The 14,789-nt window shown below is 67.3% G+C and carries 12 protein-coding genes; 8 read left to right on the top strand and 4 right to left on the bottom strand.

The window, feature by feature from the left end; genetic code table 11:
* Positions 1-2: 2 nt before the first annotated feature.
* Positions 3-1,283 carry a serine/threonine-protein kinase gene (locus VLI63_RS10045; RefSeq protein WP_409156730.1) on the bottom strand — a complete coding sequence of 427 codons (1,281 nt, stop codon included), beginning with the start codon at positions 1,281-1,283 and terminating at the stop codon, positions 3-5.
* Between the two features lie 77 nt (positions 1,284-1,360).
* Here VLI63_RS10045 and VLI63_RS10040 point away from each other — a divergent pair, with 77 nt between their 5' ends.
* The 7 genes from VLI63_RS10040 to rbfA all read left to right on the top strand — a co-directional run bounded on the left by VLI63_RS10040 (position 1,361) and on the right by rbfA (position 11,020).
* Positions 1,361-2,737, top strand: a complete 1,377-nt coding sequence (locus VLI63_RS10040; protein ID WP_409156729.1) for a M50 family metallopeptidase — start codon at positions 1,361-1,363, stop codon at positions 2,735-2,737.
* A gap of 44 nt (positions 2,738-2,781) precedes the next feature.
* Positions 2,782-3,930, top strand: coding sequence for a flavodoxin-dependent (E)-4-hydroxy-3-methylbut-2-enyl-diphosphate synthase (gene ispG, locus VLI63_RS10035; RefSeq protein WP_409156728.1), 1,149 nt, complete (start codon positions 2,782-2,784; stop codon positions 3,928-3,930).
* Between the two features lie 163 nt (positions 3,931-4,093).
* Entirely contained in the window at positions 4,094-5,884 is a 1,791-nt protein-coding gene (locus VLI63_RS10030) for a proline--tRNA ligase (RefSeq protein ID WP_409156727.1), read from the top strand.
* A 285-nt stretch (positions 5,885-6,169) separates the two neighbouring features.
* Positions 6,170-7,165, top strand: a complete 996-nt coding sequence (nusA, locus tag VLI63_RS10025) for a transcription termination factor NusA (RefSeq protein WP_354575211.1) — start codon at positions 6,170-6,172, stop codon at positions 7,163-7,165.
* Positions 7,092-7,646 carry a YlxR family protein gene (locus VLI63_RS10020; RefSeq protein ID WP_409156726.1) on the top strand — a complete coding sequence of 185 codons (555 nt, stop codon included), beginning with the start codon at positions 7,092-7,094 and terminating at the stop codon, positions 7,644-7,646. Before nusA ends, VLI63_RS10020 begins: the two co-directional genes overlap by 74 nt.
* 107 nt (positions 7,647-7,753) lie before the next feature.
* Positions 7,754-10,447: a translation initiation factor IF-2 gene (gene infB / locus VLI63_RS10015; RefSeq protein ID WP_409156725.1), complete on the top strand. Its 2,694-nt coding sequence runs from the start codon at positions 7,754-7,756 to the stop codon at positions 10,445-10,447.
* Positions 10,448-10,576: 129 nt separating this feature from the next.
* On the top strand, positions 10,577-11,020 hold the full coding sequence (gene rbfA, locus VLI63_RS10010) for a 30S ribosome-binding factor RbfA (RefSeq protein WP_185203355.1): 444 nt from the start codon (positions 10,577-10,579) through the stop codon (positions 11,018-11,020).
* Between the two features lie 58 nt (positions 11,021-11,078).
* Here rbfA and VLI63_RS10005 read toward each other — a convergent pair whose 3' ends face one another.
* Together VLI63_RS10005 and VLI63_RS10000 are read right to left on the bottom strand one after the other, a co-directional pair.
* Positions 11,079-11,939: an Fpg/Nei family DNA glycosylase gene (locus VLI63_RS10005; RefSeq protein ID WP_409156724.1), complete on the bottom strand. Its 861-nt coding sequence runs from the start codon at positions 11,937-11,939 to the stop codon at positions 11,079-11,081.
* 32 nt (positions 11,940-11,971) lie between these two features.
* Positions 11,972-12,841, bottom strand: coding sequence for an A/G-specific adenine glycosylase (locus tag VLI63_RS10000; RefSeq protein WP_409156723.1), 870 nt, complete (start codon positions 12,839-12,841; stop codon positions 11,972-11,974).
* A 56-nt stretch (positions 12,842-12,897) separates the two neighbouring features.
* On the opposite strand from VLI63_RS10000, the gene VLI63_RS09995 reads away from it, so the two are divergent.
* Positions 12,898-13,557: a uridine kinase gene (locus VLI63_RS09995; RefSeq protein ID WP_409156722.1), complete on the top strand. Its 660-nt coding sequence runs from the start codon at positions 12,898-12,900 to the stop codon at positions 13,555-13,557.
* A gap of 37 nt (positions 13,558-13,594) precedes the next feature.
* On the opposite strand, the gene VLI63_RS09990 is transcribed toward VLI63_RS09995, so the two are convergent.
* Positions 13,595-14,590, bottom strand: a complete 996-nt coding sequence (locus tag VLI63_RS09990; protein ID WP_409156721.1) for a ketopantoate reductase family protein — start codon at positions 14,588-14,590, stop codon at positions 13,595-13,597.
* Between the last annotated feature and the right edge of the window lie 199 nt (positions 14,591-14,789).

The following is a 14,789-nucleotide window of genomic DNA, read 5'->3' as shown; positions in this document are numbered from 1 at the left end:
CCTCACGGTGCCACACTCTGCTGCAGTTGGCGGAGGTGCTCGCCCAGCGTTCCCGGCACGACCGGGTACGCGACGCTCGATGCGCTCGGCTTCGGAGACGGCGAGGTGCTGGATGCCGCGGGGCCGGTCGAACCGGGGCGGGAGAGCCCAACGGCGAGCACGATCACCACGAGCACGACAGCAGCCGTGCCGCCGATGAGTGCGAAACGCCGCCCCGCGCCGGAGCCGACCCCAGCACGGCTCTCGGCCGGCTCACCGAGCACGACGGTGGGGGCAGCCTCTTCCGCCGCGCCGAGGAGCAGCGTCGGCGCGGGTTGCTCCGGGGCGGGCATCAGTTTGGTCGGCTCCCACAGTTGGGTCGAGCGTTCGGTCGAGGTCTCGCTCTGCAGGGGCACGGTCTCCTCGAGACCGATCTCGCGATCGGTAGTGGAGTGGTGCAGCAGGGCGGCAGCCACGCTCGCAGCATCCGGGCGGTTCCCGGGCTCGCGCTGAGTCATCGCGCTGAGGAGATCGCGCCAGGAGCCATCGAGTGTCGGCGGGATCTCGGGATCGCGGGAAAGCCGCGCGACGACGGACTCGATCGCGGTGCCGGGGAACGCCCGTTGCCCGGTCAGGCACTCGAGCAGCACCAAGCCGAGGGAGTACACGTCGCTGGCGGTTCCGACCGTCGCGCCCTCCGCCTGCTCCGGACTCAGGTAGGTGGCGGTTCCGATCACGGTGCCGGTCGCCGTCATCCGTGCGTCATCGAGCAGTCGGGCGATGCCGAAGTCGGCGAGCTTCGCGAGCGGCGCACCCGGCGCGGCGTGGTCTCGGGGGAGAAGGATGTTGCCGGGCTTCACATCTCGGTGAACGACACCCCGGCCGTGGATGTAGGAGAGGGCACCGGCGACATCGCAGCCGATGCGGGCGATCAATGCCGGGTCGGGGGTGCCGTCGAGGAGCCGGGTGCGCAGGTCTACCCCGTCCACGAATTCGAGCACGAGGAAGGCACGCCCGTGGTCACCAACGCCACCCTCCGCGACAGCGTCGAAGAGGGTCACGAGGCCCGGGGAATTCAGCGAGGCGAGCAGCTGAACCTCATCGCGTTGTCGGCGCACGTCGTCGGCATCCGCCAGCTCGGAGCGGAAGACCTTGAGCGCCACAGTGCGACCGAGGGACTCGTCCCTGGCGCGATAGACGGTGGCCATCCCCCCGACGCCGACCGTCGATTCGATGCGGAACCGGTCTCCGACCAGGTCGCCCGGAGCGAGCCCGGAGGGGGAACTGTTCGAATCGGTGCTCATCACCCCATTGTGCGTCATAGGAAATCCCCGGCAGCCCCACCGACGACCTCCAGCCTCGGACGGATACGCTGTGCAGCGTGGAAACCGTCCTGCTCTATATCCTCGGCATCGTCGTGGTCGTGATCGGCATCGCCCTGTCGATCGGTCTTCACGAGATCGGTCATCTCGTGCCGGCAAAGCTCTTCGGGGTCAAGGTCGCGCAATACATGATCGGGTTCGGGCCGACCATCTTCTCCCGCAAGAAGGGGGAGACCGAGTACGGGGTGAAGGCCATCCCGCTCGGCGGTTACATCTCCATGGCGGGGATGTATCCGCCAGCGAAGAAGGGCGGTCGCCCCCGCACCTCCGGCACCGACGCGTCTTTCCTCGAGGAGGAGTACGAGGCCTCCGGCCGCACATCGAGCACCGGATTCTTCCAGACTCTCGTGCAGGATGCCCGCACCGCGAGCGCCGATACGATCACCGCCGGCGACGAGGACCGCGTCTTCTACAAGCTCCCGATCTACAAACGGGTGATCATCATGCTCGGCGGACCGTTCATGAACCTCGTGATCGCCGTCGTGCTGTTCGCCGTGGTGTTGAGCGGATTCGGCACCCAGCAGCTGGCCGTCGGCAGTGTCTCCGCCTGTGTGCTTCCGGCATCCAGCACCGCGGACACCTGCTCCCCGAGCGATCCGGATGCACCGGGATCGGCGGCCGGCCTCAAGCCCGGTGACCAGATCATCAGGATCGCCTCGATCGACTACCCGACCTGGGACCAGGTGACCGGAGTCATCCGCACCTCCGCGGGCAAGAACGTCGACATCACGGTGAATCGTGCCGGACAGACCCGGGTTCTCACTGCCGTGCCCCTCCTCACCGTGCGAAACGTGCTGACCACAAAGGGCGCGGTCGTGAAGGACGCGAACGGCAAGGCCGTCACAGAGAAGGTCGGGTTCCTCGGCATCGGACCGGATGTCGTGCTCGCCCGCCAGCCGCTCAGTCGCGTCCTGCCCACCCTCGGCACCAACATCGGCGCCGACGTGCATCTGATCCTCAACCTCCCGCAGCGCCTGGTCGATGTGGCGAAGGCGGCCTTCGGTACCGACGCCCGAGACCCGAACGGCCCCGTGAGCGTCGTCGGTGTCGGTCGGATCGCCGGTGAGGTTACCGCGACGCAGACCTCCCCGCTCGCCGAGCGCTTCTCGTTCCTGCTCGGCCTCATCGCCTCGCTCAATGTGGCGCTGCTGGTCTTCAACCTGGTTCCGCTGCTTCCGCTCGACGGCGGTCACGTGGCGGGAGCCCTGTGGGAAGGCATCCGCCGGGCTTTCGCCAAGCTCTTCAAGCGCTCCGACCCGGGGCCCGTCGACATCGCCAAGATGGTGCCGGTGACCTTCGCCGTCGTTCTGGTGCTCGGTGCGATGAGCGTGCTGTTGATCTACGCCGACATCGTCAAGCCGATCGCGCTGCAGTAGGAGCATTCAGAAGTCGCTCACGCGGCTCGCGTACAATTCTTGGCGTGCCAGCAATCAACTTGGGTATGCCCCTCGCCCCTCCCGTATTGGCCCCGCGTCGCAAGACCCGCCAGATCTCCGTCGGCAAGGTGAAAGTCGGCGGTGACGCACAGGTGAGCGTTCAGTCGATGACCACGACGCAGACCACCAACATCAACGCCACCCTGCAGCAGATCGCCGAGCTCACCGCGACCGGCTGCGACATCGTGCGTGTGGCCGTGCCGCACCAGGATGACGCGGATGTGCTGCACATCATCGCCGGCAAGAGCCAGATCCCGGTGATCGCCGACATCCACTTCCAGCCGCGCTACGTCTTCACCGCCATCGACGCCGGTGTCGGCGCCGTTCGGGTCAATCCCGGCAACATCCGCAAGTTCGACGACCAGGTCGGCAAGATCGCGGCGGCCGCAAAGGCGGCCGGTGTGAGCATCCGCATCGGGGTGAACGCGGGTTCCCTCGAGCCGAGCATCCTGCAGAAGTACGGCAAGGCCACCGCGGAGGCGCTCGTGGAGAGCGCGGTGTGGGAGGCTTCGCTGTTCGAAGAGCACGACTTCCACGACTTCAAGATCTCCGTCAAGCACAACGACCCCGTCGTCATGGTGAAGGCCTACCGGCAGCTCGCCGAGCGCGGCGACTGGCCACTCCACCTCGGTGTGACCGAGGCGGGCCCGGAATTCCAGGGCACGATCAAGTCGGCGACCGCCTTTGGAATCCTTCTCGGGGAGGGAATCGGGGACACCATCCGGGTCTCGCTTTCGGCTCCTCCGGTCACGGAGATCAAGGTGGGCCTGCAGATCCTGCAGTCGCTCAACCTGCGCGAGCGCAAGCTCGAGATCGTCTCCTGCCCGAGCTGTGGACGCGCCCAGGTGGATGTCTACCAGCTCGCCAACGACGTCACCGCCGGCCTCGAGAAGATGACGGTGCCCCTTCGCGTGGCCGTGATGGGCTGTGTCGTGAACGGACCGGGGGAGGCCCGCGAGGCCGACCTCGGTGTCGCGAGCGGCAACGGACGCGGCCAGATCTTCGTCAAGGGCGAGGTCATCAAGACGGTGCCGGAGTCGGAGATCGTGCAGACGCTCATCGAGGAGGCCAATCGCCTCGCGGCCGAGATGCCTCCGGGGGCCGTCGGGTCGCCCGAGGTCGTCACCGTCTAGGTTTCCGGCCACTCAGGGTCATCCCCGCAGAGCACGCTCTGGTGGACGTGGACCCCGTTCGGGTCGGGGTCCACCTCCAGAGAAGTCATCCGGAATGGACGTCCTTTCGGATTGGTCTTTGCTCGAAATCTTTCGTCGCGGGCGCGGCGGCTAAAGTGTCCACGTGCCCACACGACTCTCCCAACTCTTTGTCCGAACCCTCCGCGAAGACCCCTCCGATGCCGAGGTGACGAGCCACCGCCTGCTCGTGCGCGCCGGCTACATTCGCCGCCAGGGGCCCGGGATCTTCGCCTGGCTTCCGCTCGGACTCCGGGTCAAGCGCCGAATCGAAGCGATCATCCGCGAGGAGATGGACCAGATCGGCGCCCAGGAAGTTCACTTCCCGGGGTTGCTTCCCCGCGAGGCCTATGAGGTCACCGGGCGCTGGACCGAGTACGGCGATGGCATCTTCCGGCTGAAGGACCGCAAGGGGGCCGACTATCTGCTTGCTCCGACTCACGAAGAGGTCTTCACCCTTCTCGTGAAGGACCTGTACTCCTCGTACAAGGACCTTCCGCTGTCGATCTACCAGATCCAGGACAAGTACCGCGACGAGGCGCGACCGCGTGCCGGGCTGCTGCGTGGCCGCGAGTTCACCATGAAAGACGCCTACTCCTTCGACTACACCGACGAAGGGCTCGACAAGTCCTACCAGGACCAGCGCGACGCCTATGAGCGCATCTTCGCTCGACTCGGCCTCGAGTATGTGATCGTGCAGGCGGATGCCGGAGCCATGGGGGGATCTCGAAGCGAGGAATTCCTCCACCCCACCCCGGTGGGCGAAGACACCTTCGTTCGGTCCGACGGCGGCTATGCCGCCAATGTCGAGGCGTTCCACACCGACGCACCGGCGGCGCGGTCCTTCGACAACCTGACCCCGGCCGAAGTGCTCGACACCCCGGACACCCCCACGATCCAGACCCTGGTGGATGTCGCGAACGCCAAGCATCCGCGCCCGGATGGTCGCGCCTGGACCGCCGCCGACACCCTCAAGAACATCGTGCTGGCCCTGACCGCGCTCGACGGCACCCGGGAACTCGTGGTCGTCGGCCTTCCCGGCGACCGGGAGGTCGACCTCAAGCGCGCCGAGGTGGCATTCGCTCCCTCAGCGGTCGAGGCCGCCAACGAGGGCGACTTTGCGCGCCTCGACAAGCTGGAGGGTCGCGCTGGACTGGTGAAGGGCTACATCGGCCCCTGGAGCGCCGCGGGAGCGGTACTCGGCGAGGAGTCGACCACGGGCATCCGCTTCGTCACGGATCCGCGCGTCTCCAGCGGGTCGGGCTGGATCACCGGGGCCAACGAACACGGAAAGCACGTCTTCGGCCTGGTGGCCGGGCGAGACTTCGTCTCCGACGGCACCGTCGAGGTCGCGGAAGTCGTCGCGGGCGATCCGGCTCCGGATGGTTCGGGGCCGGTCGAACTGGCGCGCGGCATGGAGATCGGTCACGTGTTCCAGCTCGGGCGCAAGTATGCGGAGGCCCTCGGCCTCAAGGTGCTCGACCCCAACGGCAAGCTGGTGACGGTGACCATGGGCTCCTACGGCATCGGTGTCACGCGCATCCTCGCGGTCATCGCTGAGGCCAACAACGACGGCCGTGGACTCATCTGGCCGCGCAATGTCGCGCCCTTCGACCTGCACGTGGTCGCCGCGACCAAAGAGGTGGAGGTGCTCGATGCCGCCGTCTCCCTCGCGGAGGACCTCGAGAAGCGCGGCTACGACGTGCTCGTCGACGAGCGCCCCAAGGTCTCACCCGGGGTCAAGTTCGGCGATGCCGAGCTCATCGGGGTTCCGCTCATCGTCATCGTCGGCAAGGGTTTCGCCGAGGGCATGGTCGAGCTGTGGGACCGCCGCACCGGCGTGAAGACCCCGGTTGCGCTGGCCGACGTTGTCGAGGCGGTCGCCGCGCTCGATTGAGCACCGATTGCGCCGAGCCCGCCAACGGGCTCCCACGGACTGCCCGGGGGCAGCGACGGCGTCGTTCAGCGGATGCGGCGGCACTTTCGCCCACTCGCGGGGAACGCGATAAGCGATACGGGTGGGCAGACCGTGCTGCGGCAGCGGCGCGGACGGGGGGATGCCGCGTCCGGCGGATGCCCGTGTGCCGGACCGCCTCGCGGCGCACCCTGCTAACTTAGAGAAAGACTTCGTGTGCGCGATCGCGGCGCACGAACTGACAATCGAAAATAGTGGAGGCCCTCAGTGGACATCGACCTGAGCGTGCTGCGTCTCATGGAGCGCGAGCGCGAAATTCCCTTCGACGAACTCGTCGTGATCATCGAGCAGGCCATTCTCACGGCGTACCTCAAGCACATCGAGACGCCGGAGACCAAGGACGGCAACGCGCACGCGCGAGTGTCGCTCGACCGCAAGTCCGGGCACGTGAGCATCTTCGTGCCCGAGCTGAACGACGAGGGCGAAGTGATCGGCGAGGCCGAGGATGTGCCGGAGGACTTCGGCCGCATCGGCGCCTTCGCCGCCAAGCAGGTCATCAACCAGCGCCTGCGCGACATCGGTGACGACAAGGTGCTCGGCGAGTTCAAGGGCCGTGAGGGCGACATCATCGCCGGAGTCATCCAGCAGGGTCCCAACCCGCGCATGATCCACGTGGACCTCGGCACGATCGAAGCCATCCTCCCGCCGGAGGAGCAGGTGCCCGGTGAGGTCTACGCGCACGGTTCGCGCATCCGCGTCTATGTCACGAGCGTGAGCCGCGGGCTCAAGGGTCCTCAGATCACGGTCTCGCGCACGCATCCGTCCCTCGTTCGCAAGTTGTTCGCGCTCGAGGTGCCGGAGATCGCCAGCGGGGTCGTGGAGATCGTCTCGCTCGCCCGCGAAGCCGGCCACCGCACCAAGATCGCGGTGAAGGCCAACGAGCCCGGGGTCAACGCCAAGGGAGCGTGCATCGGCGAACTCGGGCAGCGTGTTCGCGCGGTCACGGCGGAACTCAACAACGAGAAGATCGACATCGTCGACTACAACGAAGACCTGGCGACCTTCGTCGGCAACGCGCTGTCCCCGGCGAAGGTCACCTCCTCGTACGTGATCGACGCGTCGACGAAGGCAGTGCGGGCCCTCGTGCCGGACTACCAGCTCTCCCTCGCCATCGGCAAGGAGGGCCAGAATGCCCGTCTCGCCGCAAAGCTCACCGGCGCCCGCATCGACATCCAGCCCGACTCGATCCTCGACCAGGACTGATCTCGTTTGGTGCGGTGGGGGCGGATGCCTCGGCTCGCGATTCCGGACCATTGCGGTCTTCCGGGGCCTGCGTGCCGGACCGGGTTGTCCGCAGGCGCCCGGCCAGCGGCGCGCCGGGGGAGCGTCGCGGAATATCCGTTCGAACTGCTCGCCGAATCGCGCGCCTCGGCACGCTGTTGCAGAAGGGGATAAGATGAATCCCGTTAGAACCTGTCTCGGCTGCCGCGAACGTGCTGACAGATCCCTCCTCGTGAGGGTAGTTGCACGCGATGGTGAAGCCGTTGTGGATGTTTCCGCAACACTTCCCGGTCGAGGCGCCTGGGTGCATCCGACAACCCGCTGTGCTGAAACCGCGGTCGCTCGCAAGGCGATTGCGCGGGGACTGCGAGCGGATGGTGCACTCGGCACAACGGGATTCCTGGCAGAAATTGCCGGTCTCCACATGAATGACACAGTCGGCGTTCCATCCGGAACGCCCTAACGAACAGGCTGATTGACCAATGGACAACTAATGAGCGGCTCGAAATGAGACCCGTCCACAATTAAGGCCCTCTCCTCATCGGGAGTCGGCCCGACAAGGAGAACACTGTGGCAAAACCACGCGTGCACGAGATCGCAGCAGAACTCGGCATTGACAGCAAGAAGGCCCTTGAGAAACTCAAGGAAATGGGCGAGTTCGTCAAAGGACCGTCCTCCAGCATCGAACCTCCGGTAGCCCGCAAGCTGCGTGCCGCCCTCGAGGCCGATGGCATCAAGGCACCAGAGAAGGCGGCAGCACCGGCTGCGCCTGCCGCTCCGGCGCGCCCAGCACCCGCCCCCACCCCCGTCGCCGAAGCCCCCGCGGCTCCGGCACCGAGCCCCGCGCCTGCGGCTCCTGCCGCACCGGTGGCCGAGACTCCGGCAGCCGCACCGGCCGCCCCAGCCGCTCCCGCGGCCGAGGGATCCAGCATCCCGCGCCCCGGAACGGCTCGACCGGGCAACAACCCCTTCGCGAGCACCCAGGGGATGCAGCGTCCCGGCGCGCCCCGCCCGGGTAACAACCCCTATGCGTCGACGCAGGGCATGAACACCCGTCCGGCGGCCTCGCCGACCGGCATCCCTCGTCCTTCCGCTCCCCGCCCCGGCGCCCCGCGTCCCGGTGGACCGGGCCAGGCGGCTCAGCGTCCCGGTGGATTCGGACAGCGTCCGGCCGGTGCCGGTGGATTCCGTCCCGGTGGAGCCGGTGGGGCACGTCCCGCCGGTGCCGGTGGATTCCGTCCCGGTGGCGCTCCCGCGGGAGCCCCCGGCTCGAACTTCGGCCCGAACCGCCCCGCCGGCGGTGGCGGCCGTGGTCGCGGACCCGGCGGTGGCACCGCTGGTGCCTTCGGTCGCGGTGGCGGCAAGAGCAAGGCACGCAAGTCGAAGCGCACGAAGAGGGCGGAATTCGAACTTCGCGAAGCCCCGTCGCTCGGTGGCGTCAGCGTTCCCCGTGGCGATGGCAAGACCTCCATCCGCCTTCGTCGCGGCGCGTCGATCACCGACTTCGCCGACAAGATCGACACGAGCCCCGGCAACCTGGTGACCGTGCTGTTCCACCTGGGGCAGATGGCCACCGCCACCGAGTCCCTCGACGAGGCGACCTTCGACATCCTCGGTGAGGAGCTCGGTTTCAAGATCGAGATGGTCTCTCCGGAGGACGAGGATCGCGAACTGCTCAGCGGCTTCGACATCGACCTCGACCAGGAGCTGGACGACGAGACCGACGACGACCTCGAGGCGCGCCCGCCCGTGGTCACCGTCATGGGTCACGTCGACCACGGAAAGACGCGCCTTCTCGACGCGATCCGCAATGCCAACGTCGTCGCCGGTGAGGCGGGTGGGATCACCCAGCACATCGGTGCCTACCAGGTCATGACGGAGCACGAGGGCATCGAACGCGCCATCACCTTCATCGACACCCCGGGTCACGAGGCGTTCACCGCCATGCGCGCCCGCGGTGCGCAGGTCACGGACATCGCGATCCTCGTGGTCGCGGCGGACGACGGCATCATGCCGCAGACCATCGAGGCCCTCAACCACGCTCAGGCCGCCAACGTGCCGATCGTGGTCGCGGTCAACAAGATCGACAAGGACGGGGCCAACCCCGCCAAGGTGCGCCAGCAGCTCACCGAGTTCGGCCTGGTCGCCGAGGAGTACGGCGGGGACACGATGTTCATCGACGTCTCTGCCCTCAACAAGATCGGCATCCCCGAGCTTCTCGAGGCAGTACTGCTCACCGCGGATGCCGGACTCGACATGCGCGCGAACCCCAACAAGGACGCGCGCGGAGTCGCCATCGAGGCCAAGCTCGACAAGGGACGTGGTGCGGTCGCGACCGTGCTCATCCAGTCGGGAACCCTCGAGGTCGGAGACGCGATCGTCGCCGGAACGGCCTACGGCCGTGTTCGCGCGATGTTCGACGAGAACGGCACGGCAGTCGAGTTCGCCACGCCCGCTCGCCCGGTCTCGGTGCTTGGACTCACCTCCGTTCCCCGCGCCGGTGACACCTTCCTCGTCACGGACGATGACCGCACGGCACGCCAGATCGCCGAGAAGCGCGAAGCAGCAGAGCGCAACGCGCTGCTCGCCCGCAGCCGCAAGCGCATCAGCCTCGAGGACTTCACCAAGGCCCTCGAAGACGGCAAGGTCGAATCGCTCAACCTCATCATCAAGGGTGACGTCTCCGGTGCCGTCGAGGCGCTGGAGGAATCGCTGCTCAAGATCGAGGTGGACGACAGCGTGCAGCTGCGCATCATCCACCGCGGTGTCGGTGCGATCACCGAGAGCGATGTCAACCTGGCGACGATCGACAACGCGATCATCATCGGATTCAACGTGCGCCCCGACACGAAGGCGCGCGAGCGCTCGGCTCGTGAGGGTGTCGACGTGCGCTTCTACTCGGTCATCTACGCGGCCCTCGAGGACGTGGAGAACGCCCTCAAGGGAATGCTCAAGCCCGAGTTCGAAGAGGTGCAGTCCGGTGTCGCCGAGATCCGCGAGATCTTCCGCTCCTCCAAGTTCGGAAACGTCGCCGGTGTCATCGTGCGCAGTGGAACCATCACTCGAAACGCGAAGGCTCGCGTCATCCGCGATGGTGTCGTCGTCGGAGACAACCTCGCCATCGAGTCGCTGCGTCGATTCAAGGACGACGTCACCGAGGTGCGCACGGACTTCGAGGCCGGTATCGGTCTCGGCAAGTTCAACGACATCCAGATCGGCGACGAGATCGAGACGATCGAGCTCAAAGAGAAGATCCGCGTCTAGCTCGTTATCGGCCTCCGGAGGAGGCAACCAGGACAGAGGCGGAGCTCCGCAAGCTCCGCAAGCCTCTTTACCTGGTCGCCTCCTCCGGCGGCCTCCAGCTGTGACGCTTTAAGAAAAGGGATGAAGGAAATGGCTGACCCGGCTCGCGCCGCCAAGATGGCGGACCGCATCAAGGTGATCATCGCGAAGACTCTCGAGCGTGGGCTCAAGGATCCGCGGTTGGGATTCGTGACGATCACCGATGTCAAGGTGACCGGCGACCTGCAGCACGCCTCGATCTTCTACACGGTCTACGGCACCGACGAGGAGCGTGCGGATTCCGCGATCGCCCTGAAGTCGGCAACGGGGATGCTGCGCAGCGAGGTCGGCAAGAACATCACCGCGAGGCTCACGCCCTCGCTCGAGTTCATCGCCGACGCCGTGCCGGAGAACGCCAAGCACATCGAGGCGCTGCTCGCCGAAGCGGCCAGCCGCGACAGCGAGATCGGCGGGCTGCGCAGTACCGCGAAGTACGCCGGCGACGAGGATCCCTACGTCAAGCCGCGGGTTATCGCGGACGACGACGAAGACTGATCGTCCGACCTGCGGGTTCGGTGGTCGATCAGGCCCTCCAGGGCCGTATCGATACCGACTACTTCAGCAGGCGCGACAGCACCCGGTCTGCTAGAGGCTTGCCGCCGGTCTGGCAGGTCGGGCAGTACTGGAACGTCGAGTCGGCGAAGATCACCTGACGCACGGTGTCGCCGCAGACCGGGCACGGCAGCCCGGTGCGCCCGTGCACCTGCAGCCCCGACTTCTTCTCCTTCTTCAGCTCCGAAGCGGAGAGCCCGTCGGCGCGGGCGATCGCGCCGCGCAGCGTGGACTGCAGCGCCGTGAAGAGCCGCGATGTCTCATCGGCGGACATCGACGCCGGTTTGAACGGCGACATCTTCGCCGTATGCAGGATCTCGTCTGAGTAGGCGTTGCCGATGCCCGCGATCAGGGACTGGCTGCGAAGCACGCCCTTGATCTGCGCCCGGCTGGCACCGGCGAGGATCTGCGCGAAGGTCTCGAGCGTGAAGGCGGGATCGAGCGGATCGGGTCCCAGTCGCGCGATGCCGGGCACCTCTGCCGGGTCTCGCACGATCCAGATGGCCAGCCTCTTCTTCGTGCCGAACTCGGTGATGTCGAGACCAGAACCGTCATCGAGCACGAGCCTCGCGGCCACGGGCCCCTTGCCGAGGCGAGACGGAGGCGGCGGCGGATCCTCGCGCCAGCGGATCCAGCCGAGCAGAGCGAGATGCATGACGAGGTGGAGGTCACCCACCTCGAGGTCGAGGTATTTGCCGTGCCTGCTGACACCCCGCACGACCTCGCCAGAGACGGCCGTCGCGGGCGGGTCGAAGGTCTTCATCGCCGCGAACGACAGGGCCTGGAAGCGGTCGACGGTGCGCCCATCCAGGCGGGCGGCCAGATCCGCGACCATCGCATGGATCTCGGGGAGCTCGGGCACAGCTCAAGTCAACTCCGCAAAGACGACCGCGTCTACTGGGGCAGTTCATAGCCGTCGAGGGGTGACCCCACCACCAGCCCGTCAGCGAGAAGGCCGGCGAGCGCCCGGGCACGCTGTGCATCATCCGCCCAGACCGCGTCGATCTCCGCTGCCCGCACCGGCACATCCGAGGCCCGCAGCTCGGCGAGGATCAGACCCCTGACCTGCCGATCGGAACCGTCGAACTTCTTCTGCACCTGCTTTCGCGGGCCCTGGTATTCCGGATAGCCGGCCGCTCGCCAGGCACACACCGCGACAAGGGGGCACTCCTCGCACCGGGGCGCGCGAGCGGTGCAGACGATCGCGCCGAGTTCCATCGCCCCGGCATTGAAGGTCCGTGCGCCCTCGTCGTCTGCCGGCAGCAGTGCGTCCATGGCGGCGAGGTCCCGCTTCGCCGACGGGGGACCGGCATCGGCATTGCCATCGATCGCCCGGGCGATCACCCGGCGCACATTGGTGTCGACCACGGGATGCCGGTCTCCGAAGGCGAAGACCGCCACCGCTCGCGCCGTGTAGTCGCCGATTCCGGGCAGCGCGAGGAGCTCTGCGACATCCCGAGGCACGATGCCGCCGTGACGTTCGGTGATGGCCACCGCCGCGGCGTGGAGATACAGGGCACGGCGAGGATAGCCGAGCCGGTTCCAGGCCCGCACCGCCTCGCCGGAAGGCACTGCCGAGAGCGACGCGGGGTCGGGCCAGCGCTGCAACCACTCCTCCAGCCGCGGAATCACCCGCGCCACCGGCGTCTGCTGCAGCATGATCTCGCTCACCAGGGTGCCCCAGGCGCTGAACCCAGCGCGGCGCCAGGGAAGATCCCGCTGGTTGGCGACGAACCACTCGTTGACGGCCGGCGCGATGCTCACCCCTCCACTCTACGAAGCAAAGCTCGTGATGAGCGCCGCAGCGTAGGCTAGCGGCCATGGCCAGATGGCAGCCCGAAAAAAAGGATGTGCTCGACGCACTCGCCGCCGAGATCGTCTCCCTCTACGCGGGTGGACGCGTCGTCGTCGCTGTCGATGGGATGGATGGCGCGGGCACAGTCCCCTTCGCCGACGACCTCGCCGTCGCACTCACCGCCACGGGACGCTCGGTATTCCGGGCATCCATCGACGACTTCCACCGCTCCCAGGCCGAACGTCATGCGCGCGGTGCCGATTCACCCGAGGGCTATTACCGGGACTCCTTCGACTATTCGACCTTCCGGCGCGTGCTGCTCGAGCCGTTCCGTATGGGGGGCAGCACGGCCTTCGTGACGGCGGCATTCGATCGGGTGCGGGACCTCGCTGTGCAGTCGAAGTGGCGCACCGGCCCGAAGGACGCCATCCTTGTGGTCGACGGCGTCTTCCTCAACCGACCGGAGCTCGCCGGGCTCTGGAACTACTCGATCTGGCTCGACGTTCCCCGCGAGCTCGCGGAGGAGCGCATGCTCGACCGTGACGGTCCCACCGAGAACGTCGAACGGTATCGCGGGGGCCAGGAGCTCTATCTCTCAGAGACCAGCCCGCGGACCGCGGCGTCGGGCATCATCGACAACCGGGATTTCGAGCATCCGAGACGGGTCTTCGCCGACTCCTGTTAGAGCACGGCGGCCGCCCGGAGATTCCGGGCACCACCCGCTACCGTGCGAGCGGCCCCTTCATCCTTTCGACGACGGTGGCCACCGGGAGGAACTCCACGGCACGCTCTACTTCGTGCACCATGGTCACGAGCTCTGCGCTCACCGGCACCGGCACTCCCAGGGCTTCCCCGCGACGCACAACGGCTCCGTTGAGATAGTCGATCTCTGTGGGCTGGCCGCGACGGATGCTCTGGAGCGTCGATCCCGGGTTCGGTCGCGATCCCATCCGCCGCTTCATCAGCAGGGGCAGCAGTTGCGCGATGACGGTCGGAACCCGAGCGAATGCCGTGAGCCGTGGGTGGGAGAGTCCCTGAAGGGGAGCGAATTCGATGTCGGCCGCCCGCGCGACCCGCACGGCTTCGCGCATCGTCTCGGTCATGATCGTGCGCAGCTGACGATTGCCGATGACCTCCTGCACGCTCAGGCCGGTGGCGGCTGACAACCCATTGACATGGTTGACGACGAGCTTCGTCCACTGCGCGCCCTCGAAATTGTCGGTGAGTTCGACCGGCATCACAGCACCGAGGATCTTCGACGCGTAGAGCGCCGGCAGCACGGGGCCGCCGAGGAACGTCGGACCGGTCGTGGTGATGGTGATCGTGCCGGGAGAGAGGTAGGACGCGGCGTAGAGCGCCAGCCCGCCGACGATGTCCGATCGGGGAGCCGCTCGTTTCGCGGTCGTGATGGCCTCGAGGCCGTTCTGCACGACGACAACGGGGATGCCGGTGAGCAGTTCGGCGTTCGCACGCAGCGCGACCGCTGCATCCTGCGCCTTGGTGGTGAGGAATGCGATCTCCGGGGAGATCGTGAGGGCCTCGACGGCGTCGACGCGCACCGTGAAGTCGCCCCAGCCGCCGGTGAGCCGTAGTCCCGTGCTGGCGAGCGCGGCGAGTTGTTCGCCCCGTGCGACGACCTGGACCTCGTGCCCTGCCCGCGCGAGAAGACCGGCGATGGTGCCGCCGATTGCGCCGGCCCCGATCACCGCTACCCTCATGCCCCGATCCTAGCGATCGGCGCGACCGCGGTTCACCGGGGCGGAATCGACGCGCGCCGGGAGGGGAGGAAGAGGGCGACCAGGCCGACCCGAGCAGCACTGCCGCGCCGACGGTGACGGCCGGATCGCGGCATCCACGGAGCCGGTGGGTGTGGGCTGGCCACCCGCTCCGGTGTCAGAGGTCCTCCGGATTAAGGAA

This window comes from Lacisediminihabitans sp. H27-G8, from assembly GCF_046156175.1.
GTDB lineage: Bacteria > Actinomycetota > Actinomycetes > Actinomycetales > Microbacteriaceae > Lacisediminihabitans.
The sequence above is the reverse complement of the archived record's forward strand: the minus strand, read 5'-3'. Positions and strand labels throughout refer to the sequence as shown.

What these genes read in the sequence shown, in the direction of transcription:
- VLI63_RS09995 (WP_409156722.1), top strand. Translation starts at nt 12,898, where the DNA reads ATGGCCAGATGGCAGCCCGAAAAAAAGGATGTGCTCGACGCACTCGCC.
- rbfA (WP_185203355.1), top strand. Translation starts at nt 10,577, where the DNA reads ATGGCTGACCCGGCTCGCGCCGCCAAGATGGCGGACCGCATCAAGGTG.
- VLI63_RS10045 (WP_409156730.1), bottom strand. Translation starts at nt 1,283, where the DNA reads ATGAGCACCGATTCGAACAGTTCCCCCTCCGGGCTCGCTCCGGGCGAC.
- VLI63_RS10020 (WP_409156726.1), top strand. Translation starts at nt 7,092, where the DNA reads ATGCCCGTCTCGCCGCAAAGCTCACCGGCGCCCGCATCGACATCCAGC.
- VLI63_RS09990 (WP_409156721.1), bottom strand. Translation starts at nt 14,590, where the DNA reads ATGAGGGTAGCGGTGATCGGGGCCGGCGCAATCGGCGGCACCATCGCC.